Consider the following 23,719-nt stretch of genomic DNA (forward strand, 5'->3'; position numbering starts at 1 on the left):
GACCACAATCTTGCTCCGGAGGCGTTGGGCGGGCTGGTGCCCCTCCCGATCTTCAAAATCGGTGTGGTCCGGAAACCGGGCCAGGCGGGTTCGATTCCCGTCCGCCTCCGCTGACTTCGATCGGGGTGGCGCGGGTGGCGGACGAGATTCGGCAGCCGCCGGCGGACACCCGGCGGCAGGTGCCGAGCACCACGGTGCTGCTCGGCGATCCCCGGCTGAGCGAGGCTTCCGCACGGCTGGGCAGACCCATCGTCAAGGCCGCGGTCGCCACCGCCCAGCAGGCCGTACGCGACGGACGGATCATCCCGGGCGACGCGGTCCACGCCGCTCTTGCCGCGCTCCCCGCACGCGCGGCCGGACTGAACCCCGTACACAACGCCACGGGCGTGGTGCTGCACACCAATCTGGGACGGGCCCCGCTGTCGCGGTCCGCGCTGGAGGCGATGGCGGCGGCCGGCGGATACACGGACGTCGAGCTGGACCTGAGCAACGGCAGACGGGCGCCGCGCGGCCGCAGCGCCATGGCGGCCCTCCGGGAAGCGGTGCCGGCCGCGGAGGCCGTGCACGTGGTCAACAACGGAGCCGCCGCTCTGGCGCTTGCAGCGGTGACGCTGGCACCGGGGCGCGACATCCTGCTCAGCCGGGGCGAGTTCGTGGAGATCGGCGACGGCTTCCGGATACCCGAACTGCTGACCTCCTGCGGCGCCCGGATACGCGAGGTCGGCACCACCAACCGGACCCGTCTCGGCGACTACGCGGACGCCGCCGGTCCGGACACCGGCTTCGTCCTCAAGGTGCACCCGTCGAACTTCACCGTGAGCGGCTTCACCCGGGGAGTGGACGTCGGGGAACTGGCGTCGCTGGGCCTGCCCGTGGTGGTCGACATCGGCTCCGGCCTCCTCGCGCCGGATCCGGTGCTGCCGCACGAGCCGGACGCGGCCACGGCCCTGCGTGCCGGGGCCACGCTGGTCACCGCCAGCGGGGACAAGCTGCTCGGCGGTCCGCAGGCGGGGCTGGTCCTCGGCCGGGCCGCCGTCGTGGAGCGGATGCGCCGCCATCCGCTGGCCCGCGCCCTGCGCGTGGACAAGTTCACCCTGGCCGCGCTGGAAGCGACACTGCGCGGTCCCGAGCCACCCGTGCACGCAGCCCTGCACATGCCACTGCCGCAGCTGCGTACACGCACGCTGCGCCTGGCCGAAGGCCTGGCACGTCGAGGTCTGGACGTCCGCGTCGTGCCCTGCGAGGCGGTGGTCGGAGGAGGCGGCGCCCCCGGGACCGCTCTGCCGTCCTGTGCGCTCAGCCTCCCCGACGACCTGGCGGCTCCGCTGCGCACCGGTGAACCGGCCGTGCTCGGAAGGGTGGTGCGCGGCCGACTGCTGCTGGACCTGCGGTGCGTACCGCAGGCGTGCGACGACGACATCCTCGCCGCGGTGCTGCGCGCGGCGGGGCGGTGATCATGCGGGTCATCGCGACAGCCGGGCACGTCGACCACGGCAAGAGCACACTCATCCACGCGCTGACCGGCACCCACCCCGACCGGCTGGCGCAGGAGCGGCGCCGTGGCCTGACCATCGACCTGGGCTTCGCATGGACGGATCTGCCATCGGGCGAACGCCTCGCGTTCGTCGACGTCCCGGGACACGAGAGGTTCGTCCCCACCATGCTGGCCGGCGTGGGGCCCGTGCCCGCCGTGCTGTTCGTCGTCGCCGCCGACGAGGGCTGGAAGCCGCAGTCCGCCGAGCACTTGGCCGCCGTGGACGCCCTGGGCGTACGGCACGGACTGCTCGCCGTCACCCGCTGCGATCTGGCCGACCCCGGCCCCGCCACGGCGCAGGCACGGGACCGGATCCGGTCCAGCACCCTCGGCGGCGTCGAGGCCGTGGCCGTCAGCGCCCGCACCGGCGCGGGCCTCGCCAAGTTGCGCGCCGCCCTCGACCGGCTGGCCGCGCGGCTGCCGGACGGGGACGCCGACTCCCCGGTGCGGCTGTGGATCGACCGGTCCTTCACCGTACGAGGCAGCGGTCTTGTGGTCACCGGCACGCTCGGAGCGGGGCGGATCCGCAGCGGCGACGCCCTGGTGACCGCCCGCTCAGGCCGTTCTGTGCGCGTCAGGTCGCTGCAGGCGCTCGGCGAGGAGACCGGCCTGGTGCGGGCCACCGCCCGGGTCGCCGTCAACCTCCGGGGACTTGAGAAGGATTCGACGGGCCGCGGCGATGCCCTGCTCACGCCCGACAGCTTCCTCCCCTGCCTGCGCTGCGACGTGCGCGTACACGGGGCAGCACCGGCCGCGGCGCTGCCCCGCACCGCCGTCGCCCACATCGGCTCGGCGGCCGTGCCGGTACGCGTACGGCCGCTCGGCGAGGACATCGTCCGGCTGACCCTGCCGGCGCCACTGCCACTGCCGCTGCGCATCGGTGACCGCGCGGTGCTGCGCGATCCCGGCCTGCGGCGGGTGCTGGCCGGGCTGACGGTGCTCGATCCCCAGCCACCGGAACTGCGGCGCCGCGGTTCCGCGGCACGGCGGGCGGCCGAGCTGGGCGACGCTCGCGGCACTCCGGGCGAGGCGGCCGAGCTACGGCGCCGACTGCTGGTCAGACGCGGTGAGCTGACCGCGATGGGGGTGGCCGTGTGCTCCGCGCCGGTCGCGGACGACTGGCTTGCCGACCCCGCCCACTGGAGCGCCCTGCGCGCCCGGCTGGCCGAACTGGTCACCGCGTACCACTCCCAGCGGCCCACCGAGGAGGGCATGCCGGTGGAGGCCGCTCGGCACCGTCTGGGGCTGCCTGCCGCCTCCCTGGTTGAGGCGCTGGTCACGCCGCCCCTGCGGATGAGCCGCGGGCGCGTGACCGCCGGGCCCGACGGCCTGCCCGCCGACGTGGCGGACGCGGTGCAGCGTCTCACCACCGAGCTCGCCGACCGGCCCTTCGCCGCCCCCCACGCACAGCGGCTCACGGAACTCGGCCTCGGCCGGCGCGAGCTCGCCACGGCGGTCCGCCACGGAGCGGTACTGCGGCTCGCGGAGCAGGTGGTGCTGCTGCCGGACGCCCCCCGGCTGGCGGCCGACCGGCTGAGCGAACTCGACCAGCCGTTCACCGTGGGAACGGCGAGCCGCGCCCTGGACACCACCCGACGCGTCACCATTCCCCTGCTGGAGCACTGCGACGGTCAGGGCATCACCCAGCTGCTTCCCGACAAGCGCCGCCGGTGCGCGCCCCGCAGTCGGCCGTCGTCCCTCACCGCACCGTGAACCGAGCTGTCGTCAAGAATCATGGACAGGTCGGGTTTCCGGGCGTCACCGGTGAACGGCCGGGCCCCGGTTACGGGCAACCCTCAGGCGCAGGACGGGCACAGCCCGCGATAGGTGACCTCGACCTCGGACACCGTGAAGCCGAACCGTTCCGCCGCAGGGAGGTCGGCCAGCGGATTGCCGGTCGGCCGGACATCGCGGATGGCGCCGCAGCCGGAGCACACCAGGTGCTGGTGCGGGTGGTGGGCGTTGGGGTCGTAGCGCTTGGCACGGCCGTCGGTGGAGACCTCGATGACCTCACCGAGGGAGACCATCTCGCCCAGGGTGTTGTAGACGGTCGCCCGGGAGATCTCGGGCAGCCGCTGCGCCGCGCGGGCGTGTACTTCGTCGGCCGTGAGATGCACGTGGTCGCCGTCGAGGACCTCCGCAACGACTCGTCGCTGGGAGGTCATCCGCCAGCCATGCCCTCGCAGTCGCTCCAGCAGGTCACTCATATCGGTTCACCTATTCAGGTCCGGCGGGATACTCGAATTTTACCAGCGGTATCCGGGATCCGTTCGGATATGGGTTTGGTGCACTTCTTGACTTGGACTCAGTCCATCGTAGGATCGGTTTCGGCGATGGCCAAGGGACAGGAAGACTTCAGTACGGCATGAGACAGAGACGTAGCGGGACCTCCGCCGGGGAGCTGCGTGGTGCCGCCCCGCGGGTGACGGCCGTCTGCGTCGCGCTGCTCGAACCGCCCGCCCTGCCCCACCGCGTCGGACGACCACGGTCTCTCGGCTCGACCGACGAGGCCGAGGTCATCCACCGGGGCCTGTTCCACCACCCGCCGTTCCTGAGCACCGTGATCCGCCCCGTCCGGAAGGATTCCCATGTCCGAGAACCATGACGCAATCGACGCAGACGCGAAAACGGAGGGCGGAGGTGGCTGCCCGGTCGCGCACGGGCGTGCCCCGCACCCGACTCAGGGCGGGGGAAACCGCCAGTGGTGGCCGGACCGGCTCAACCTGAAGATCCTCGCCAAGAACCCCGCCGTGGCCAACCCGCTCGGCGAGGAGTTCGACTACGCCGAGGCGTTCAGGAGCCTTGACCTCGCGGCCGTGAAGCGGGACATCGCACAGGTGCTGACGGACTCCCAGGACTGGTGGCCGGCTGACTTCGGTCACTACGGCCCGTTCATGATCCGGATGGCGTGGCACAGCGCGGGCACCTACCGGATCAGCGACGGCCGCGGCGGCGCCGGGGCCGGGCAGCAGCGCTTCGCTCCCCTCAACAGCTGGCCGGACAACGGGAACCTCGACAAGGCCCGCCGCCTGCTGTGGCCGGTCAAGAAGAAGTACGGCCAGAGCATCTCGTGGGCCGACCTCATGATCCTCACCGGTAACGTCGCCCTGGAGTCGATGGGCTTCAAGACCTTCGGCTTCGCCGGTGGCCGTGCGGACGTGTGGGAGCCCGACGAGGACGTCTACTGGGGTCCGGAGACCACCTGGCTCGGCGACGAGCGCTACACCGGAGACCGGGAGCTGGAGAACCCCCTCGGCGCGGTCCAGATGGGCCTCATCTACGTCAACCCCGAGGGCCCGAACGGCAACCCGGACCCGCTCGCCGCAGCCCGCGACATCCGCGAGACGTTCCGCCGGATGGCGATGAACGACGAGGAGACGGTCGCCCTGATCGCCGGAGGCCACACCTTCGGCAAGACCCACGGCGCGGGCCCGGCGGACCACGTCGGCGCCGACCCCGAGGGCGCCCCGCTCGAGGAGCAGGGTCTCGGCTGGAAGAGCACCTACGGCACGGGCAAGGGCGGCGACGCGATCACCAGTGGCCTCGAGGTCACCTGGACGAGCACCCCGACCCAGTGGAGCAACGGGTTCTTCAAGAACCTCTTCGAGTACGAGTGGGAGCTGACCGCCAGCCCCGCCGGTGCCAACCAGTGGGTCGCCAAGGACGGTGCCGGCGCCGGCACCATCCCCGACGCCCACGACGCGTCGAAGACCAAGCCCCCGATGATGCTGACGACCGACCTCTCGCTCCGGTTCGACCCGGCGTACGCGGAGATCTCCCGTCGCTTCTACGAGAACCCCGACGAGTTCGCGGACGCCTTCGCCCGCGCGTGGTTCAAGCTGACCCACCGCGACATGGGCCCGGTCGTGCGCTACCTCGGCCCGGAGGTCCCGGCCGAGACGCTGCTGTGGCAGGACCCCCTGCCCGCGCCGACGCACGAGCCCATCGACGCCGAGGACATCGCCTCCCTCAAGGGCCGGATCCTCGCCTCGGACCTGTCGGTGGCACAGCTCGTGTCCACCGCGTGGGCGTCGGCCTCGTCCTTCCGCGGCAGCGACAAGCGCGGCGGCGCCAACGGCGCGCGCATCCGTCTCCAGCCGCAGAGCGGGTGGGAGGTCAACGAACCCGACCAGCTGGCGACGGTGCTGCGCACCCTGGAGGGGATTCAGGAGTCCTTCAACTCGGCCCGGAGCGGCGGCAAGCAGGTCTCGCTCGCCGACCTGATCGTGCTCGCCGGTGGTGCGGCCGTCGAGCAGGCCGCCAAGGAAGCCGGCTTCGACGTCGAGGTGCCCTTCACACCGGGCCGCGTGGACGCGTCGCAGGAGCAGACCGACGTGGAGTCGTTCGCAGCGCTCGAACCGACCGCCGACGGGTTCCGCAACTACCTCGGGAAGGGCAACCGGCTCCCGGCCGAGTACCTGCTGATCGACCGGGCGAACCTGCTCACCCTGAGCGCACCCGAGATGACGGTTCTCGTCGGTGGCCTCCGTGTCCTGGGCGCGAACCACCAGCAGTCGTCCCTCGGCGCGTTCACCACGGCCCCCGGGTCCCTGACCAACGACTTCTTCGCGAACCTGCTCGACCTGGGCACGACGTGGAAGGCGACGTCCGGGGACGCGAACACGTTCGAGGGCCGCGACGCCGCCACGGGCGAGGTCAAGTGGACCGGCAGCCGCTCCGACCTCGTCTTCGGGTCGAACTCCGAGCTGCGCGCGCTCGCGGAGGTCTACGCGAGCGACGACGCGAAGGAGAAGTTCGTGAACGACTTCGTCGCGGCGTGGGACAAGGTGATGAACCTCGACCGGTTCGACCTGGTCTGATCGTTCTGATCATGACGTCCGGGCCGGCCGCTCCGGCCGGCCCGGACGGGCCGCAAAGGCCGAGGACGCCGTCGCTCGAGCCGCCCCGGCCGGTGACGGAGCCAACGGTGCGGTAGAGACACCGACCGTCCACGGCGCCCATCAGGACCGTCCAGCGGGCCCACGGGGTCTTTCGCCGGAGGCCGGCCCTCCGTCCAACCAGCCCCGCTCCGCCGCGAGAAGGGCGATCTGGAAACGCGTCCTGGCACCGAGGGCGCTGCCCGCCTCGCTGACATGCTTCTGCACGGTCCGGCGGCTGACACCGAGCACCCTGGCGATGGCGTCGTCCTTCATGCCGGTCGCCATCAGATGGAGAATCTCCCGGGTGCGCTCGTCCGCCACCGCCGTACCGTGAGCCCGGCGTGGGACGGGCCAGTCCTGCCGGCTCTCCAGGGACATCGGCACCGCACGTTCCCAGATGGACTCGAACAGGGCCGCGAACGCCTCGATGAGCGCCGGGGAGTGCACCACCAGTGACCCCGCCGAGGGCCGGTCGCTGTGCAGCGGCAACAGGGCGGTGGTCCGGTCGAAGAGCACCAGTTTGACCGGAAGCCCCGAGCTGAGCCGGAATTCACCGCCTCCCGCGGTGCCCCGTATCGCCGTTTCCAGGGACACCTCGTCGGTGAAACCCTCGGAGTCGTACACGGACCGCAACCGCACCCCCTCGTGGACAGCCGTCTCTGCCGGATCCCGGTGGGCGGAGCCCTCCGCGGGCTCGGTCACATAGGGCGGCTTCGCCAGGTGCAGCACTTCGTGCCTGCTGCCCTTCAGCAGGTACGCATAGCGTGCGGACACCTCTTCGCCGTGTTCCAGGACCTCCACCAGGTGTGGGTCGTGCGGGCGTGATACGGCGCGGTAGATCTCGTCGAGCTGCTCCATGTACAGCTCCGTCTGGGCCAGTTCGCTCCGCTTGCGGGCCAGCAGGAACCCCAGGGACGAGCGCGGCGGGCCGGCCTTCCATCGCGGGGGCCGGCCGGCGATCCGGATGACCAGGAGCTCGTCCTCCAGGGTCCGCAGCACCCGGTCGGTCTCTTCGTCCGACGCGCCGACCGCAGCCGCCACCGCGCGGGTGTCGGCCGCGGGATGGCCCACCAGGTACTCCAGGACCCGGCCGCCGAGCGGGTCCAGCCCCGTTCCCGCCCACGGGCCGCCCGATGAGACGTCCATGCAGCCTGTCACCCCTGTGCATCGCGGATCAGCGGCCGGCACCGTGCCTTCACCGGCCGGTCGCGAGCGGACACGCATGTGAGCAACTGCGCGAACCCGCGACGACCGGATCTTGTCCAGCGTGACGTGGCGCCGTCAAGGCGAGCACCGTTGCACCAGTCCCGCAGACGTAGCCGGCCACCTCGGCACGGTCCTCGAAGGGCGTTGTATGTCCCTACGTTTCGGACGACCTCGGCTCGCCCTCGTCGCCCACCCGGACCAGTTGCCTGGCTGACCCACTGATGCGGACGGAGGCGGGCCTGCCACCCCGAGGGGTGGCGGGCCCGCCTCCGTCGCTCGCGCAGGAGGTGCTCAGGCGCACTTGCCTGCCGGGTGGTCCCGGGTCACCAGGTCGGTGTCCGTGGTGGTGGTGTCCATCCAGAGCACACGGCTGCCGGTGTCGGCCGCCGCATTGGACTGCTGGCCGTGGCTGCAGGAGACGCGGCCGAGCGGGGCGCCCTTCGGGGTGAACTGCTTGAGCTTCGCGAGGGAGTCGTTGTAGTCGTCGAACACCTGGGAGTAGGAGGCGTAGACGGTCAGGGTGACCGCGGTGTCCGAGGCGGTGAGACCGAAGGCGCGCACCGGGTTCGAGCCCTTTTCCGCGATGAGGTCGGTGACACCGGAACCGTCGACGTCCGCCCGGCGCAGGGTCGTGAAGTCGTCGTCGGTGTAGTCGGTGTCGATGAGCCAGTACACCCCGGACGCGGTGACGACCGGGGCGCTGATCCACTCCGGCGACGAGGGTGCTCCCAGCGGCGTGGTCGTGCCGGTCGCGATGTCGTAGACCTCTACGGCGACACCGTAGGCGCCGTCGAACATTCCGTCGTGGATGTACGCGATGCGTCCGTCCTTCACGGCCGGCTTGACCGCCTGGTTGTAGTCCCGGCCGAGCGGGACCACCTGCGGGGTGGTGCTGCCGCTCGTCAGGTAGGAGACCCGCTGCAGCCCGGTCTCCTCGTCGCGCCTGGACCACGCCACCGTGTCACCGTCGACGCTGAGGCCGCTGATCTCGGCGGTGGTGCTGAACAGCGTCTTCGGCGCGCCTGCGCCGACCGGTGCGGACATGATGTCGTAGGTGTGGGCGTAGGGGTCGTCGGGGGAGACATCTCCGACGGCCACCCAGACCACGCGCTTGCCGTCGGTGACCGGGCTGAGGTGGGACCGGCCGTCGTTCGGGGAGATCTGCCGGGCCTTGCGCCTGCCGTCGGTGCGGCCGGCCCACACGGCGTACGGAGCGGTGCCGTCGGCGCTGGACTTGGGGACCGCCCACCACCCGTTGCCCGCGCTGGGGTTGTTGCCTGTGCCGACGTACGACATCAGGGTGCCGAGCCTGCCGACCAGGACGTCGCTGTCCAGGCCCAGGCTCTTCTCCCAGCCCGGGACGACGCCGTGGGCTTCGAAGGCCTTCTTCACCGCAGTCAGCCGACCACCCTTCACCCCGAGCGACCTGGCCGCGGCGATGACAGCGTCCCGGCCCTCGTCGAAGCCGTCGAGCGGGGCGATGTACGAGGTCAGCGCCCGGTAGGCGATACGGTCGGCCAGCGGGCCGCCGAGGCTCTCGCGGATGTCCCACAGCGCGCCGCTGAAGATGGTGGAGTTGACGTGCACGCCACCGTTGTCATAGGCCGAGCCGAGGGGCAGGCCGAGGAACTTCTTCGTGGTGGCGCCGTCGTTCAGATCGCGGAACGCGCACTCCCGGGGCGTCCGGTTCCGGCACAGGTCGCCGCCGATCAGGCCCGCGTCGGGATCGCTCATCGGGGTGTGGTTGGCGGTGACGTCGATGACGTTGCCGAAGTAGTCGGCTATCGCCTCGTTCATGGCACCGGACTGGCCGGCGTAGACGAGGTTCGCGGTGTGCTCGACCACGCCGTGGGTCATCTCGTGGCCCACCACGTCGAGGTCCGAGGCCAGCGAACGGTACTCGTCGTCGCCGGTGCCGTACACCATCTTGGTGTGGTCCCAGAAGGCGTTGACGAACGGGGAGCCGTAGTCGGTCACGCCGACCAGGGAGTTGATCGCCATGCCCTTGCCGTCGAGGCTGTCGCGCTTGAAGGTGTCGTGGTAGTACTCGTACACCTTCCCGGCCGCCCAGTGCGCGTCGACCGCACCGGACGCGGTCAGCTCAGGGCCGATCGTCGGGGTGGGCGAGGCGAACGGCACGACGCCCTCCGGCCATACGCCGGAGACATCCTGGTACCAGAGGCTGGAGGCGTCCCAGGTCTGGATGACGCCCCGCTGCTTGCTGTCGGCCATGTGCGCGGTGTCGCGCAGCAGGTACTGGCCGGTGGCACCGTCCTTGGTCAGGTACAGCGGCACGGTGGAACCGCTCAGCAGGGTGCCCTGGCCGGTGACACCGGCCGACCCGTTCCCGGGCCTGGCGGGCTCACCCGGCTTTCCCGGCTCGCCGGGCTTGCCGTCCTGGTGGCCTGCGGCCTGCCGTGGCGCCGTGAAGGTCGCCAGCCCGCCGGACTCGAAGAGCGTGACGCCGGTGGCGGCATCGACGTAGACCTCCTGCACCACCGGCGCGCCGGTGGCCGGGTCGGTGCCGCGTACGGTGACGTGTCGGGTCAGGACGCCCTTGCCGGTGGGCAGGACGGTCAGCCCGCGGTCGGTGCCGGACAGGGTGTCCGCACCGTTCTTCGCGTGGGCGGGGCGGTATCCGCCCTTGGCCAGCCCGGCCCGTACCTGCCGCACCGCGCCGTCCACGGCGGTGCCGACCGGCAGGGTCGCCTTGTCGGTGTCGACGTCGAGGGCGGTGAAGTAGGAGCCGGAGGTGCCGGTGACGGTCCGCTTGCCGTTCCTGTGCGTCATCCGGACCACGTACTGGGCACCCAGGACCGGGACTCCGCGGTACTTCTGGTCCAGGCGCACCGTTTCGGAGCCGTCGGGGTCCGTGGTGACGACATCGGTGCTCAAGTCCCGGTCGGGCGAGGGAATCCGGTAGCGGTCCTTGTGCCCGGCCAGATGCGTCCGGGCCGCTGTCGCGGCCGGGAGGGACGCGTCCACCGCGTCGGCGAGTCCGTCCACCAGGGCGGGTGTTTCCGTACCCGGCGCGGTGTCCCCACTCGGTACGGCCGGCCCGGTCGCCTGTGCGGGGGAGGCCAGGCCGGTGACGCTCAGGGCCGCTGTGACAGCGAGCAGGGCCGACAGACCGGCGCGGCCGGGTCTGCGAGCAGGCCGGCGCCGTATGCGTGATGACATGTAGAAGTGCCTCCGACGGCCCGGTACAGCCCGGGCCCGGTAGTGGGACATCAGGTGATCGGCGCACCATCGCGCCCGCGGCTCGGACTGCACCTTTGTCGTCCCGCAGATGAATAACAAGGGGATCTTCGGGGCCAGTAAGCGCAGTTGCACAGTTGCGAAGCAGCAGGCACAGCCCTCGGCACGGCCCACGCCCTCGGCGCTCGGGTTCATCCGCTGAGGTATCGGGTGGTGATCACTCGCGGGGCGCGGGGGAGGCGACGACCTGGGCCGAAATCGATCCGGCCGAGCGTCTGCAAGCCCTGGAATCCGCCCGGCCGGATCAAGCGGTGGCGGCCCTGTGGGTGTGATGCCACCCATAGGAGCTGGATCACATACTAGGGCGGGTAGGAGTGCCGGGGCTGCCCGAACCTCACGTAACCGGTCGTGATCGGTTCATTTCGGACATTGCTCCGATGTTGGGTAGTACGTCACATTCTTGTCACGGGGTGGGTCCGCCGCTAACGATGGCTGTCGTTGCGGGACACCGCGACGCCCCCCGGACAGGAGAGTTGCTTCCGTATGACCACGCAGACGCAGACCCGCACCAGCCGCATCGCCCGCCTCCGCAAGGTGACCGTCGCCGGCATAGCCACCGCCGGTGCCGCCGCCGCGGCGCTCACCATGGTCTCGACCTCCGCGCAGGCTGCCGAAGCGGCCCCGGCCGGTGTCGCCTCCGTGGCCAAGATCTCGACGGACGGCAGCCAGGGCGGCAAGGGCTACGCCAACAACCTCGACGGCTGGATCAAGGAATCCCTGGCCATCATGAAGGCCAAGGGCATCCCCGGCACCTACGAGGGCCTGCACCGCAACATCATGCGCGAGTCGAGCGGCAACCCCAACGCCCAGAACAACTGGGACATCAACGCCCAGAAGGGCACCCCCTCCAAGGGCCTCCTCCAGGTCATCCAGCCGACGTTCAACGCCTACCACGTCGCCGGAACCGCACACGACCTGACCAACCCCGTCTCCAACATCACCGCGGCCGCCAACTACGCCGCCCACCGCTACGGCTCCATCGACAACGTCAACTCCGCCTACTGATGCCGAAGCGCCTGACCCCTCGGCGGGCGCAGCGCACATAGTGCGCATCGCGCAATCTGTGAATTGCAAAAGTCTGCAATTAGTTACATGATGTGGCTGCTGTGTCTGCCTGGTAGCCGCGGGCACAGCTCTAGTCGTGCCCGTGCTCGCCGGGCGATGAGAGAGAGACCCACGTCGTGTTGGTTCCGCTGTACCAGGCCAAGGCCGATTTCTTCAGGATGCTGGGGCACCCGGTGCGGATCCGGGTGCTGGAGTTGCTGCAGAACGGACCGATGCCCGTACGGGACCTGCTCGCCGCGATCGAGGTGGAACCGTCGGCGCTCTCCCAGCAGCTGGCGGTGCTGCGCCGTTCAGGGATCGTGACCGCGACCCGCGAGGGCTCGACCGTCGTGTACGAGCTCGCGGGCGGAGACGTGGCCGATCTGATGAAGGCCGCGCGGCGGATCCTGACCCAGATGCTGACCGGCCAGAACGAGCTCCTGGCGGAGCTGCGGGAAGCCGAGGTCTCCTCGAAATGAGCACGCTCCCCGCCCTGGCCCGGAGCCGGGTCCGTTCCCTCCTGCCTGCCCGCGCCGACTTCGCGGTCATGGCGCGCAACCCGCGCCGCGATCTGCTCGCCGGGCTCACGGTGGCGATCGTCGCACTGCCGCTCGCGCTGGGATTCGGAGTGTCCTCCGGGCTCGGCGCCGAGGCCGGGCTGGCGACCGCCGTGGTCGCGGGCGCGCTGGCCGCACTGTTCGGTGGTTCGAATCTCCAGGTCTCCGGCCCCACCGGCGCGATGACGGTGGTGCTGGTGCCGATCGTCGCCCAGTACGGGCCCGGGGGCGTACTCACGGTCGGTCTGATGGCCGGCCTTCTGCTGATCCTCCTCGCGCTGCTGCGGGCCGGCCGGTACATGCAGTACGTCCCCGCACCGGTGGTGGAGGGCTTCACGCTCGGTATCGCCTGCGTGATCGGCCTTCAGCAGATCCCCAACGCCCTCGGGGTGGCCAAGCCGGAGGGCGAGAAGATCCTCGTGGTCTCCTGGCGGGCCGTCGAGGCGTTCGTCCGGGCACCGAACTGGACCGCCCTCGCGCTCGCGGTCGGCGTTGCCGCCGTGATGCTGCTGGGCGCGCGTCTGCGGCCCGGCATCCCGTTCTCGATCGTCGCGGTGATCGCCGCGACGCTCATCGCCCAGCTGTTCCACCTGGACGCGGCGGCCCCGATCGGGGACCTGCCGTCCGGGCTGCCCGCCCCTTCGCTGGCCTTCGTCGATCTCTCGTCGCTGGGAAGCCTGCTCGCCCCCGCGGTGGCCGTGGCCGCGCTCGCGGCACTGGAGTCGCTGCTGTCGGCCACCGTCGCCGACGGCATGACGGTCGGCCAGAAGCACGACCCGGACAAGGAACTCTTCGGGCAGGGCATCGCGAATCTGGCCGCCCCGCTGTTCGGCGGCGTCCCGGCCACCGCCGCGATCGCACGTACCGCGGTCAACGTGCGTACCGGCGCGGGTTCCAGGCTCGCCGCACTGGTGCACGCCGCGGTCCTGGCGGTGATCGTGTTCGCTGCCGCCCCGATCGTGGCGAGGATTCCCCTCGCCGCTCTGGCGGGAGTCCTGCTGGCCACCGCGATCCGCATGGTCGAGGTCGGCGCGCTGCGCGCGATGGTCAAGGCCACCCGCTCCGACGCCGTCGTACTGGTGATGACCGCGATCGCCACCCTCGCCCTCGACCTCGTCTACGCGGTGATCATCGGCCTGGCGGTGGCGGGCGCTCTGGCACTGCGGGCGGTGGCGAAGCAGGCCAGGCTGGACCAGGTGTCGTTCCGTCCGGACCTGCCCGGTGAGCACAGCGACGAGGAACACGCGCTGCTGGCCGAGCACATCGTCGCGTACCGGATCGACGGACCGCTGTTCTTCGCCGGCGCGCACCGCTTTCTGCTGGAGCTGAGCGAGGTCTCCGACGTGCGGGTCGTGATCCTGCGGATGTCCCGTGTCTCGACCATGGACGCGACGGGCGCACTGGTCCTCAAGGACGCCGTGCAGAAGCTGAACCGACGAGGCATCGCCGTCATGACGTCGGGGATACGGCCGGGTCAGCGCCAGGTCCTGGACTCCGTCGGCGCACTGGATCTGCTGCGGCTTGAGGGACGCGAGTACGCCACCACGCCCGAGGCCATCGCGGGCGCGCGTGCCCACCTGCATTGCGCCGGAGTGCTGCCCGTCGTCCCGCACCGGAAGACCGCCGTCGAGGAGGCCGCCCGATGACCGCCCCCGACGCACGGCGCATGGTCGAGGTCCCCGGCCCCGAGGCACTGTGGCTGCTCGAAGGAGCCACGCAGGGGCGCCTGGTGTACCTCCAGCGCGACACCGCCGTCGTACGCCCGGCCACCCATGTCCTGGAGTACGGCAGGCTGATCGTGCGGGTGCCCGCGCAGGCCTCGGCGCTGCTCGGACGGGCCGCACTCACCTATCACGCGGACGAGATCCGCTCGGTGACCGGCACCGGCTGGACGGTGAGCGCCAGCGGGCCGGCCGAGGTCATCACCGACCCGGACGAGGCCGCGCACTACCGCCGCACGCTCCATGGGTGGACCCACGGGCCGCACGACACCCTTCTGCGCATCCGCCCCCAGACCGTGGCCGGCTTCCGCCTCGCCCATGCGGAGACCCAGTGACAACGCAGCTCGACACCCTCCCTTACCGGCATGTGCTGACCGTCCCCGCCATGGGGTCCGCGGTGCGGATAGCGCGCGAGACCACTGAGCAGGTGCTGAGCGAATGGGGCGTCAGCCCTCGCCACCCGGTCGTGGATCCGGCACTGCTGATCGTGAGCGAACTGGTCACGAACAGCGTCCGGCACGCGGCCGTGCTCTCGCCGAACGTCACGGTGATCTACGCGGCCGGGCCCGAGGTGTTCGCGTTCGCGGTCCACGACCGCCACCCCTACCAGCCCGCCCTGTACGAATCCGGGACCGGTGCGGCCGACAGCGGGCTCGCGACGGTCGTCGAGCTCACCCTCGGCCTGCGGGGGACCGCAGTGGTGCGGCGCGACGCGGACAGCGGGGGCAAGAGCATCTGGATCACCCTTCCTCTGCAGGCCCCCGGCAGGAATGAGCACAGCCGATGACGATCGAATGGCGTTACTCCGCCCACCAGCACCTCGGTATCTTTTCTCTCTCCGGATACCTCGGCGCGGAAGCCGTGCCCCGGTTCCACGGCGCGGTCGGCTGGGTCCTGGCCCGGGGCACCGGACCGGTCGTGCTCGACCTGGCCGAGTTGCGCGGCTGGTCCGTGGGCGGACAGCTCGCCGTGTCCCAGGCCGCCCGTCGGCTCGCCGATGCGGGGCGGCAGCTGGAACTCGCCTCGATTCCCGCCGACGGCTCCCTCGTCCCCGACGCCGCCCATCCTCCCGTCCCCGTCCACTGCGACCTGGCCGCCGCCCTCGCGGCGCATCAGGAGGTGGCGGAGGAAGAACGTGAGTGGCGCACCGCCGACTGGCCCGGCGTGCGAACCGCGCCGACAGAGGGCCAGATGTAAGAGGGACCGCCCCCAATTGCCGGTCCCTCCAAGAAATGCACCCGAAAAGAAAAAGGCAAGGAACCTCATGAGCGACGTGATCGTGAAGGACAGCAACGGGACCCCGCTGGAGGACGGCGATTCCGTCACCCTGATCAAGGACCTGAAGGTGAAGGGAACCTCCGAGACCCTCAAGCGCGGCACCTTGGTCAAGGGGATTCGCCTCACCAGCAAGGCCGACGAGGTCGAGTGCAACACCAAGAAGGTCAAGGGCCTGGTGCTGAAGACCCAGTTCCTGAAGAAGGCGTGACCACCACCGCAGGCTGAGACAGGCAGGCCGGCCTCGGCGCCGCCGTCCACATGACACCACGGTGTGTGCGGCGGCCGGTCGGGCATACGCCTGCTCGGCCGCGTCCGCACGACCCCGGGCGCGGCGCATCCGCGGCCTCGCGCGCTCCGTCGGGAGGAGCGGGCGGGGGAGGGCAAAGCGAATTGATAGAGTCGAAAACCGATCAACTCTTGTCCGCTGCAGGCGGAAGCCGCGCCTGACCGGGGCGGCGCCCCTGCCGGACGCCCCGTAACCGCCGGATGCCGCGTACCGGCGCCCGGACCCGGACCCGTGGAGGCGGCGGCCATGAGCACACCTCTGTACCAGCTCAAGGCCGACTTCTTCAAAACCCTCGGCCACCCGGTCCGCATCCGCGTGCTCGAACTGCTCAGCCGGCGGGAGCACGCCGTCGCCGAACTCCTGCCCGAGGTGGGCGTCGAGGCCGCGCACCTCTCCCAGCAGCTGGCCGTCCTGCGCCGCGCCAATCTGGTCGCCACCCGCAAGGAGGGCTCGACCGTCTTCTACCGCCTCACCACGCCCGAGGTCGCCGACCTGCTGACCGTGGCCCGCAGCATTCTCAGCGGCGTCCTGGCGGGCCGGGCCGAGCTCCTCGAAGATCTCAGGGCCGCCACGCCCCGTACCCGTCGGCGCTGACCTGTTTCCAACAGGCGTTTTTCCAACAGGCGTTCGTGGTGGCGCGGTGCGCGCATTTCCCTCCTCCGGTATCTCGTAGTTGCTAATATTCGCAATTACTGAGTTTGTTGTATGGCGGGCGCTCGGCGCGGGCCGAACGGACGGTCGGCGCACCCGTCTCAGCAGCCTGCCGCGCCATCTCGCCGGACGGCGGCACCGCAGAAAGGGCATGAGAATGAGCCTCTTGCGCAAGATCCGCGGTACGGGACGGGTGGCGGAGCCCGCCCCTCCCCGCCCGGCCGAGGAACCACCCCCGGCGGCACGGGGGTTGCGCGGATCGGTGCAGGTGCGGCATGTGGACGCGGGGTCGTGCAACGGGTGCGAGATCGAGATCGGAGCGGCGTTCGGCCCGGTGTACGACGCCGAGCGGTACGGGGCACGCCTGGTCGCCTCGCCCCGGCACGCGGACCTCGCCCTGGTCACCGGGCCGGTCACACGGAACATGGCCGAGCCGCTGCGGCGCACCGTCGCGGCGATGCCCGAGCCCGGGCTCGTGATGGCGGTCGGCGACTGCGCGATGAACTGCGGGGAATTCGCCGGGGGTTACGGAGTCGAGGGCGCCGTCCACGAGGTCGTGTCCGTGGATGTGTCGGTGCCCGGCTGCCCACCGGGGCCGGAGAGGATCGTGGCAGCGCTGCGCACCGTGACCGGCAGGTGAGCGTGGTCGGGCCCGCGCTGGCCGTCGCCTCGGGCGGTGCGGGCATCGCGCTGGCTGCCGGGACGTGGCTGCCGGAGCGGGCCCGGTCCACCGCGGTGGGCGTGTGTACGGCCGGGCTCGGAGCGGCCGGCCTGGTGGCCGGAGCGGCGGCGCTGCGGGGGGAGCGGTGGTCGGCACAGCTGCCCGATCTGCTGCCGCTGGCCGGTGTGCATCTCGCGGTTGACGCCCTGTCAGGACTGTTCATGGCGGTGGCGGGTGCGGTGGTGCTGGCGGTCGCCGTCTACGGGATCGGCTACGCCGCCGGGCACGGACTGTCCTCGCGCGGAGTGCAGGCGGTACTGCCCGCCTTCGCCCTGACTCTCGTTCTGGTACCGGCGGCGGGCTCGCTGTCCACGTTCCTGGTGCTGTGGGAACTGATGGCGCTGACGTCGCTGGTGCTGGTGGTGGCCGAGCATCGGGAGCGGCCCTCGGTACGGACGGCCGGGGTCTGGTACGCCGTGATGACCCACATGGGCCTGGTCCTGCTGCTCGTGGGGCTGATGTGGTTCGCCGCCGGAGCCGGGGGCGAGACCTTCGCCGCCCTGCGCGCGGGCGCGGACGGGATGTCGGCGGGCGCCCGGGACACCGTCTTCGTCCTGGCCGGGCTCGCGTTCGCCTCGAAGGCGGGCATGGTTCCGCTGCACGCCTGGCTGCCCCGCGCACACCCGGAGGCGCCCAGCCATGTCTCGGCCCTCATGAGCGCGGCGATGGTGAACCTGGGCGTGTACGGGATCGTGCGCGTCGGGTTCGACCTGCTGGGCGGCGGCCCCCGCTGGTGGTGGTGGCTGGTCCTGGCCACCGGAGCCGTCTCGGCGGTCTACGGAATCCTGCAGGCGGCGATGGCATCGGATCTCAAGCGGCTGCTGGCGTACTCGACATCCGAGAACCTGGGGCTGGTCCTGATCGGGGTGGGGGCGGCGGGCATGTTCAACGCGGCCGGGAACCGGCCCCTGGCGGGGCTCGCACTGGCCGCCGCCCTGCTGCACGTGGTCAACCACGCCGCGTTCAAGGCGCTGTTGTTCTGCGTGGCCGGATCGGTGCTGCATGCCACCGGACTGCGGGACCTGGACAGGCTCGGGGGACTGCGGGCCCGGATGCCGGTGACCGCCGGGCTGTTCGCGGTGGCGGCACTCGGGGCCGTGGCACTGCCGCCCGGCAACGGATTCGTCAGCGAATGGCTGCTCCTTCAGTCGCTGATCCACGGGCTGAGCGTGCCGGGGGTGTCCACCGCGATCCTGCTGCCCCTGGCCGTCGCGACGATCGCCCTGTCCGCGGGACTGGCCGCCGCCGTCTTCGTCAAGGCGCTCGGGGTCGGCTTCTTCGCCCGGCCACGCAGCCCCCGGGCGGCCGGGGCGAAGGAGAGCCCGCCGAGCATGCTGGCAGCGATGGGTCTGCTGGCCGCGGCATGCGCGGCCCTCGCCCTGGCGCCGGGAGCGCTGGCGCCCGGCCTGTCACGTGCGACCGCCGCCGCCGGACTCGCGGGCCGGGCACCGCTGTCGGGCGGGGGACTACAGGTTCGGCTCTCCCAGGCATCCGCATCGCTGTGGCCCCTGTGGATCGCTCTCGCCCTGGCTCTCGCCCTGGCGGGGGCAGCGGGGCTGACACGCCTGATCGCCCACCGCGGGCGTCGTCGTGCCGGAGCCAGGCTGTGGGACTGCGGCGGTGGCGCACCGACGCCCCGCATGGCCTACACCGCGACCTCGTTCGCCGAACCCCTGCAGCGGGTCTTCGACGACGTACTGGCCCCCGAACAGGATGTGAACGTGACCCCGGTGCGTGAGTCCGCCTACCTCGTGGAGCGGGTGCGCTTCCAGCGACAGGTACCCGACCGGATCGAGCACCGGCTCTACCGGCCCGTGCTGGCGGCCCTGTCGGGTGTCGGCACGGCGGCCCGTCGTCTCGCGGGCGGCAGCGTGCACCTGTATCTCGGCTACGGATTCTTCGCCCTGGTCGCCGTACTGGTGGCGCTGGCGGTGATGCAGTGACCGGCACCGGTGCGGCGGCCGTGACCGCCCAGGTCGTCCTGGTGGTGGCGGGGGCTCCGCTGCTGGCGGGGCTGATGCGCCAGGTGCGGGCCAGGATGGAGGGGAGGGCCGGCGGCGGGGTGGGACAGCCCTGGCGGGACCTGCGCAAGCTCCTGCGCAAGGAGCCCATCACCCCGACCGGCACCGGGCCTGCCTTCCGTATCGCACCGCTGCTGCTCGTCGCGACGACCGCCGTGGTCGCCGCCCTGGTGCCGCTGGCCTCCACCGCCACCCCGTTCAGCGAACGCGCCGACCTGATCGTCGTCGTGGCACTCCTCGCGCTGGGCACCGTGTCGCTGGCCCTGGCAGGACTGGACACCGGCACCGCCTTCGGCGGGATGGGGGCATCGCGCGAGATGACGGTCGCCGCCCTCGTCGAGCCGACGATCCTGCTCTCGGTCTTCGCCCTGTCGATACCGGCCGGGTCCACCAACCTGCCCACCATCGTCTCAGGCGCCATCCACGAACCGGGACGCCTCGCGTCCCCGGCCGGACTGCTGGCCACCGCGGCACTCGCCGTTGCCGTGCTCGCCGAGGCCGGACGGCTACCGGTGGACAACCCCTCCACCCACCTCGAACTGACGATGATTCACGAGGCGATGGTGCTGGAGTACGCCGGACCCGACCTCGCGCTCGTCGAACTCGGCGCCCAGATGCGGCTGACCGTGCTGCTGGGGCTGCTCGCCTCGCTGTTCGCGCCGTGGGGCATCGCCACCACCGCCTCCCTGGCAGCCGTTGCCCTGGCCCTGGTGCTGTTCGCCGTGAAGGTCGCCGTGCTGGGAGCCGTCCTCGCCGCCGCCGAGGTGTTCTGGGCCAAGCTGCGGCTCTTCCGGGTGCCCGAACTGCTGGCCGGGTCCTTCCTGCTCGCACTGCTCGCGGTGACCGCCTCGTTCTTCCTGAGCGGCGAGTGAGGAGACCATGAGCGACAGCACGTACACCCAACTGCTCGACCTGGCCTGTGGAGCGTTCCTCCTGGCGGCCGTGGTGGTGCTCTGGCGGCGTGACCTCGCCTCCATCGTGCGCGTCTTCGCCTTTCAGGGCCTGGCCCTCATGGCCATCGCCACCCTGCTCGGCCTGCACGAACACCGATGGGACCTGCTCGCCGTCGCGGCCGGTATCGGTGTGCTGCGCGCCGGGGTACTGCCCTTCCTCATGCGGCGGGCACTCGCAGCCAGCGGCGAGACCCGCGAGACCCAGCCCCTGGTCAACGTGGCGGCCTCGCTGCTGACGGCGGCGGCCCTGACCCTGCTCGCCTACGCGGTCTCCCGCCCGCTGGTCGAACTCGACCCGTCCCCGGCGACCCGGGCCCTGCCGGTGGGACTGGCCGTGGTCCTCATCGGCTTCTTCATCCTGGTCACCCGGCGCCGCGCCCTGTCCCAGGTCGTCGGGTTCCTGCTGCTGGACAACGGCATCACCGCGGTGGCCTTCCTCGCCGCGTCCGGGGTGCCGCTGATCGTCGAACTCGGCGTCTCCTTCGACGTCCTGCTCGCGGTGCTGGTCCTGCACATCCTCACCACCCGGATGCGGGCGGCCTTCGGCCGTACCGACATCGACGACCTGCGGGAGCTGCGCGACTGATGACCCCCGCCACCACCACCGCCGTTCTGACGGCCCCGATCGTCGTGCCGCTGGCCGTCGCATGCCTCTACGCGGGCGCCCGCCGACGGGGCCTCACCGCATGGGCCGGACTCCTGTCCCCGGCCGCGATCCTGGCCTGCGGCAGCGTGCTGGCCGCCACCGTTCCCGACGGCGGACCGGTCACCATCGACGGCTCGCTGCTGCGCGCCGACGCGCTGACGGCATGGATGCTGCTGGTCGTCGGCGCGGTGGCCGCCCTCGCGTGCGCCGCGGGCCCCGCGTATCTGGCGCACGAGCGGGCCGCGGGGCACGGCGGCCGGGGCGCGGCCCGGCAGTACAACGCACTGGTGCACGGCTTCCTCGCCGCGATGTGCGCGGCTGTCCTGGCCGCCAACCTCGGTGTGCTGTGGGTCGCCATCGAGGCCACCACGATCGTCACCGCGTTCCTGGTGGGACACCGCCGCACCCGCGCCTCGGTCGAGGCGGCCTGGAAGTACGTCGTCATCTGCTCGGCCGGCATCGCTCTGGCGTTCCTGGGCACCGTGCTGATCTACTACGCCGCCCGGCAGGCGGGCGTCTCGGAGGCATGGGCCCTGGACTGGCCCACCCTGGTGGCGCGGGCGGACCGCCTCGACCCGGACGTCACCCGGCTCGGCATGGCCCTGGTCGTCCTCGGCTTCGGCGCCAAGGCCGGACTCGTCCCCCTGCACGCCTGGCTCCCCGACGCCCACAGCCAGGCCCCCGCCCCCGTCTCCGCCCTGATGTCCGGGGTGCTGCTCGCGGTCTCCTTCACCGCGGTCCTGCGCTACAAGGTGATCGCCGACGCGGCCATTGGCCACGGCTTCACCCGCGCCCTGCTCACCGGAGCGGCGCTGCTGACCCTGGCACTGGCCGCCGCCGTGCTCCTCGGACAGCGCGACTACAAACGCATGCTGGCCTACTCCAGCATGGAACACATGGCACTGATCGCCCTCGGCGGTGCCATCGGCAGCCCCCTGGCCATCGCGGCCGTCCTGCTGCACATTGCCGGGCACGGCCTGGCCAAGACCGTCGCGTTCACCTCGTCCGGCCACATCCTGCATCTGCGGCGAACCACCCGCATCGGCCGGGTCCGCGGCCTGCTCGCCCGCGCCCCCGGCCTCGGCGCAGTGTTCGGCCTGGCGACGCTGGCCCTGCTCGCCCTGCCCCCGTTCAGTCTCTTCGCCTCCGAACTGGGCATCGCCCGCGCCGGGTTCGCCGCCGGAATGGGCTGGCCCACCGCCCTCGCACTGGGCCTGGTCCTCGTCGCGTTCGCCGCCCTGTCCTCCCGTACCGCCCGCATGCTCCTCGGGCCCGCCCCCGACGCGCCCGGTACCCCCGCCGTCCCGAAACGGCTCGGCACCACGGCAGCCCTTCCGCTGGTCACCGGACTGCTCGCGTGCGCGGCCCTGGGCATCACCACCGGACCGCTGACCCGCCTCCTGTCCGACGCCGCCGCGATCATCGGAGGGCACTGACCCATGCCTGCCCGGCCACCCCACCGCACCGAGACGGTGATCAGTGCCTGCGACGTACCCGTCCGTGTCCAGGAACTCCTGGACGACGGCCGACGACTGGCGCTGATCGCCGCCCACCACGACGACGACGGCACACCGGGCGGCAGAGCCGTCCGCGTGGTCTACCTCTTCGTCTCCGGACCGCCCGACACCCGCACCGAACTCCACATCCGCCTCGATCCGGACAACCCGCAGCTGCCCACCATCGCCCATCTGTCGTTTCCCGGCGGCCGGTTCGAACGGGAAATGGCCGACCTGCACGGCATCACCCTTCTCGACCACCCGATGCCCCGCCGACTGGTCCGCCATTTCCACTGGCCCCGCGGCTGGTACCCGATGCGTCCCGACGCCGGGCCGCCCCCGCCCTTCACCGAACAGGAAGGCCCCTATCCCTTCCTCGAAGTCGAGGGCGAGGGCGTGTACGAGATCCCCGTCGGCCCGGTGCACGCCGGAATGATCGAACCCGGACACTTCCGCTTCTCCGTCGTCGGCGAAACCATCATCAAGCTCAAGGCCCGCCTCTGGTTCGTCCACAAAGGCATCGAGAAGCTCTTCCAGGGCCGCACCACCGAGGGCGGTCTCCCGCTCGCCGAACGCATCAGCGGCGACACCGCGGTCGGCCACGCCCTCGCCTACTGCCTCGCCGTCGAGGAAGCCGCCGGACTCGACGCACCGGCCCCCGCAAGCCGAGCCAGAGCCCTGCTGCTGGAGCTCGAACGCCTCCACAACCACACCGCCGACCTCGGCGCCCTGTGCAACGACGTCGGTCACTCCGTCCTCAACGCCCACGCCCTGCGCATCCGCGAACAGTTGCTGCGCCTCAACCACGAGATCACCGGGCACCGACTGCTGCGCGGCGGCGTCACGATCGGCGGCGCCCGTCTGCAATCCGTACCGGACCCGGCGCGGATGAAAGCCATCGGCGAGGACATCCGCGAGGTCACCGCTCTGGCCCTGGGGCACAGCACGGTCCGTGACCGTTTCACCGGCACCGCACGCCTGACGAACCAGGCGGCCCGCGATCTGGGCTGCCTCGGTTACGTGGCCCGCGCCAGCGGCCTGCCCGCCGACGCCCGCGTCGGCCACCCCTTCCACGATCACGGTCCGGCCCCCACCGTCCCCGTCCGCACCGGCGGCGACGTCCTGGCCCGGTTCCTCCTGCGGGCCGAGGAGATCGACGCCTCCCTCTCCCTCATCGCCCACCTCACCGACGGCCTGGTCCCCACGAGCACCGCCGCCGCCCTGCCCCCGTACACCCCCACCACCCCACGATCCGGTGTCGGCATCGTCGAGGGCTGGCGCGGCACCATCACCACGCGCGTCGAACTCGCCCCCGACGGCATCCTGCGTCGCGTCAAGCCCGTCGATCCGTCGTTCTTCAACTGGCCGGCCCTGCCCGTGGCCCTGGGCGACACGATCGTTCCCGACTTCCCGCTGGCCAACAAGAGCTTCAATCTCTCCTACGCGGGAAACGACCTGTGAGGACGC

21 protein-coding genes and 1 tRNA gene are annotated in these 23,719 nt (G+C 71.5%); 19 read left to right on the forward strand and 3 right to left on the reverse strand.

Annotated elements, in window-relative coordinates; translation table 11 throughout:
* The first annotated feature begins 17 nt into the window (after positions 1–17).
* The 3 genes from OG507_RS38360 to selB all read left to right on the forward strand — a co-directional run bounded on the left by OG507_RS38360 (position 18) and on the right by selB (position 3,247).
* Positions 18–111: transfer RNA gene (locus tag OG507_RS38360), tRNA-Sec, on the forward strand.
* Positions 112–134: 23 nt separating this feature from the next.
* Positions 135–1,454, forward strand: coding sequence for an L-seryl-tRNA(Sec) selenium transferase (gene selA / locus OG507_RS38365; protein WP_327371713.1), 1,320 nt, complete (start codon positions 135–137; stop codon positions 1,452–1,454).
* Between the two features lie 2 nt (positions 1,455–1,456).
* Positions 1,457–3,247, forward strand: a complete 1,791-nt coding sequence (selB, locus tag OG507_RS38370; RefSeq protein ID WP_327371714.1) for a selenocysteine-specific translation elongation factor — start codon at positions 1,457–1,459, stop codon at positions 3,245–3,247.
* Positions 3,248–3,330: 83 nt separating this feature from the next.
* Here the strand turns inward: selB and OG507_RS38375 are convergent, their stop codons facing one another.
* The gene (locus tag OG507_RS38375) at positions 3,331–3,741 is read right to left on the reverse strand and encodes a Fur family transcriptional regulator (RefSeq protein ID WP_327371715.1); all 411 of its coding nucleotides are present in this window, start codon (positions 3,739–3,741) and stop codon (positions 3,331–3,333) included.
* Positions 3,742–3,899: 158 nt separating this feature from the next.
* Here OG507_RS38375 and OG507_RS38380 point away from each other — a divergent pair, with 158 nt between their 5' ends.
* Entirely contained in the window at positions 3,900–4,139 is a 240-nt protein-coding gene (locus tag OG507_RS38380; RefSeq protein ID WP_327371716.1) for a hypothetical protein, read from the forward strand.
* On the forward strand, positions 4,123–6,354 hold the full coding sequence (gene katG / locus OG507_RS38385) for a catalase/peroxidase HPI (protein ID WP_327371717.1): 2,232 nt from the start codon (positions 4,123–4,125) through the stop codon (positions 6,352–6,354). The genes OG507_RS38380 and katG overlap by 17 nt, the downstream gene beginning before the upstream one ends.
* A gap of 141 nt (positions 6,355–6,495) precedes the next feature.
* Here the strand turns inward: katG and OG507_RS38390 are convergent, their stop codons facing one another.
* On the reverse strand, positions 6,496–7,560 hold the full coding sequence (locus OG507_RS38390; RefSeq protein ID WP_327371718.1) for a helix-turn-helix transcriptional regulator: 1,065 nt from the start codon (positions 7,558–7,560) through the stop codon (positions 6,496–6,498).
* A 351-nt stretch (positions 7,561–7,911) separates the two neighbouring features.
* Positions 7,912–10,800: a M4 family metallopeptidase gene (locus OG507_RS38395; RefSeq protein ID WP_327371719.1), complete on the reverse strand. Its 2,889-nt coding sequence runs from the start codon at positions 10,798–10,800 to the stop codon at positions 7,912–7,914.
* Positions 10,801–11,361: 561 nt separating this feature from the next.
* Here OG507_RS38395 and OG507_RS38400 point away from each other — a divergent pair.
* The 14 genes from OG507_RS38400 (at position 11,362) to OG507_RS38465 (ending at position 23,713) form a co-directional block, all read left to right on the forward strand.
* Positions 11,362–11,883 (forward strand): transglycosylase SLT domain-containing protein, encoded by a 522-nt coding sequence (locus tag OG507_RS38400; RefSeq protein ID WP_327371720.1) that lies wholly within the window; start codon positions 11,362–11,364, stop codon positions 11,881–11,883.
* A 176-nt stretch (positions 11,884–12,059) separates the two neighbouring features.
* On the forward strand, positions 12,060–12,401 hold the full coding sequence (locus tag OG507_RS38405) for an ArsR/SmtB family transcription factor (RefSeq protein ID WP_327371721.1): 342 nt from the start codon (positions 12,060–12,062) through the stop codon (positions 12,399–12,401).
* On the forward strand, positions 12,398–14,125 hold the full coding sequence (locus tag OG507_RS38410; protein ID WP_327371722.1) for a SulP family inorganic anion transporter: 1,728 nt from the start codon (positions 12,398–12,400) through the stop codon (positions 14,123–14,125). The genes OG507_RS38405 and OG507_RS38410 overlap by 4 nt, the downstream gene beginning before the upstream one ends.
* Positions 14,122–14,535 carry a pyridoxamine 5'-phosphate oxidase family protein gene (locus OG507_RS38415; protein WP_327371723.1) on the forward strand — a complete coding sequence of 138 codons (414 nt, stop codon included), beginning with the start codon at positions 14,122–14,124 and terminating at the stop codon, positions 14,533–14,535. Before OG507_RS38410 ends, OG507_RS38415 begins: the two co-directional genes overlap by 4 nt.
* Positions 14,536–14,585: 50 nt before the next feature.
* Positions 14,586–14,987 (forward strand): ATP-binding protein, encoded by a 402-nt coding sequence (locus tag OG507_RS38420; protein WP_442811132.1) that lies wholly within the window; start codon positions 14,586–14,588, stop codon positions 14,985–14,987.
* Entirely contained in the window at positions 14,984–15,397 is a 414-nt protein-coding gene (locus OG507_RS38425; protein ID WP_327371725.1) for an STAS domain-containing protein, read from the forward strand. Before OG507_RS38420 ends, OG507_RS38425 begins: the two co-directional genes overlap by 4 nt.
* 67 nt (positions 15,398–15,464) lie before the next feature.
* Complete coding sequence (locus OG507_RS38430) at positions 15,465–15,686, forward strand: alkylphosphonate utilization protein (protein WP_327371726.1); 222 nt, start codon at positions 15,465–15,467, stop codon at positions 15,684–15,686.
* A 324-nt stretch (positions 15,687–16,010) separates the two neighbouring features.
* On the forward strand, positions 16,011–16,358 hold the full coding sequence (locus OG507_RS38435; RefSeq protein ID WP_327371727.1) for an ArsR/SmtB family transcription factor: 348 nt from the start codon (positions 16,011–16,013) through the stop codon (positions 16,356–16,358).
* A 214-nt stretch (positions 16,359–16,572) separates the two neighbouring features.
* Positions 16,573–17,055 (forward strand): NADH-quinone oxidoreductase subunit B family protein, encoded by a 483-nt coding sequence (locus OG507_RS38440; protein WP_327371728.1) that lies wholly within the window; start codon positions 16,573–16,575, stop codon positions 17,053–17,055.
* Complete coding sequence (locus OG507_RS38445; protein ID WP_327371729.1) at positions 17,052–19,079, forward strand: proton-conducting transporter transmembrane domain-containing protein; 2,028 nt, start codon at positions 17,052–17,054, stop codon at positions 19,077–19,079. The genes OG507_RS38440 and OG507_RS38445 overlap by 4 nt, the downstream gene beginning before the upstream one ends.
* Entirely contained in the window at positions 19,076–20,029 is a 954-nt protein-coding gene (locus tag OG507_RS38450; RefSeq protein ID WP_327371730.1) for a respiratory chain complex I subunit 1 family protein, read from the forward strand. Before OG507_RS38445 ends, OG507_RS38450 begins: the two co-directional genes overlap by 4 nt.
* A gap of 7 nt (positions 20,030–20,036) precedes the next feature.
* Entirely contained in the window at positions 20,037–20,696 is a 660-nt protein-coding gene (locus tag OG507_RS38455; protein WP_327371731.1) for a hypothetical protein, read from the forward strand.
* A complete protein-coding gene (locus OG507_RS38460; protein ID WP_327371732.1) occupies positions 20,696–22,192 on the forward strand; it encodes a proton-conducting transporter transmembrane domain-containing protein in 1,497 nt (498 codons plus the stop codon). The genes OG507_RS38455 and OG507_RS38460 overlap by 1 nt, the downstream gene beginning before the upstream one ends.
* 3 nt (positions 22,193–22,195) lie before the next feature.
* On the forward strand, positions 22,196–23,713 hold the full coding sequence (locus OG507_RS38465; RefSeq protein WP_327371733.1) for a hydrogenase large subunit: 1,518 nt from the start codon (positions 22,196–22,198) through the stop codon (positions 23,711–23,713).
* Positions 23,714–23,719 lie beyond the last annotated feature (6 nt).

Source organism: Streptomyces sp. NBC_01217 (assembly GCF_035994185.1).
GTDB lineage: Bacteria > Actinomycetota > Actinomycetes > Streptomycetales > Streptomycetaceae > Streptomyces.

What these genes read in the sequence shown, in the direction of transcription:
- selB (WP_327371714.1), top strand. Translation starts at nt 1,457, where the DNA reads ATGCGGGTCATCGCGACAGCCGGGCACGTCGACCACGGCAAGAGCACA.
- OG507_RS38375 (WP_327371715.1), bottom strand. Translation starts at nt 3,741, where the DNA reads ATGAGTGACCTGCTGGAGCGACTGCGAGGGCATGGCTGGCGGATGACC.
- OG507_RS38380 (WP_327371716.1), top strand. Translation starts at nt 3,900, where the DNA reads ATGAGACAGAGACGTAGCGGGACCTCCGCCGGGGAGCTGCGTGGTGCC.
- katG (WP_327371717.1), top strand. Translation starts at nt 4,123, where the DNA reads ATGTCCGAGAACCATGACGCAATCGACGCAGACGCGAAAACGGAGGGC.
- OG507_RS38390 (WP_327371718.1), bottom strand. Translation starts at nt 7,560, where the DNA reads ATGGACGTCTCATCGGGCGGCCCGTGGGCGGGAACGGGGCTGGACCCG.
- OG507_RS38395 (WP_327371719.1), bottom strand. Translation starts at nt 10,800, where the DNA reads ATGTCATCACGCATACGGCGCCGGCCTGCTCGCAGACCCGGCCGCGCC.
- OG507_RS38400 (WP_327371720.1), top strand. Translation starts at nt 11,362, where the DNA reads ATGACCACGCAGACGCAGACCCGCACCAGCCGCATCGCCCGCCTCCGC.
- OG507_RS38410 (WP_327371722.1), top strand. Translation starts at nt 12,398, where the DNA reads ATGAGCACGCTCCCCGCCCTGGCCCGGAGCCGGGTCCGTTCCCTCCTG.
- OG507_RS38415 (WP_327371723.1), top strand. Translation starts at nt 14,122, where the DNA reads ATGACCGCCCCCGACGCACGGCGCATGGTCGAGGTCCCCGGCCCCGAG.
- OG507_RS38420 (WP_442811132.1), top strand. Translation starts at nt 14,586, where the DNA reads ATGGGGTCCGCGGTGCGGATAGCGCGCGAGACCACTGAGCAGGTGCTG.
- OG507_RS38425 (WP_327371725.1), top strand. Translation starts at nt 14,984, where the DNA reads ATGACGATCGAATGGCGTTACTCCGCCCACCAGCACCTCGGTATCTTT.
- OG507_RS38430 (WP_327371726.1), top strand. Translation starts at nt 15,465, where the DNA reads ATGAGCGACGTGATCGTGAAGGACAGCAACGGGACCCCGCTGGAGGAC.
- OG507_RS38435 (WP_327371727.1), top strand. Translation starts at nt 16,011, where the DNA reads ATGAGCACACCTCTGTACCAGCTCAAGGCCGACTTCTTCAAAACCCTC.
- OG507_RS38440 (WP_327371728.1), top strand. Translation starts at nt 16,573, where the DNA reads ATGAGCCTCTTGCGCAAGATCCGCGGTACGGGACGGGTGGCGGAGCCC.
- OG507_RS38455 (WP_327371731.1), top strand. Translation starts at nt 20,037, where the DNA reads ATGAGCGACAGCACGTACACCCAACTGCTCGACCTGGCCTGTGGAGCG.
- OG507_RS38460 (WP_327371732.1), top strand. Translation starts at nt 20,696, where the DNA reads ATGACCCCCGCCACCACCACCGCCGTTCTGACGGCCCCGATCGTCGTG.
- OG507_RS38465 (WP_327371733.1), top strand. Translation starts at nt 22,196, where the DNA reads ATGCCTGCCCGGCCACCCCACCGCACCGAGACGGTGATCAGTGCCTGC.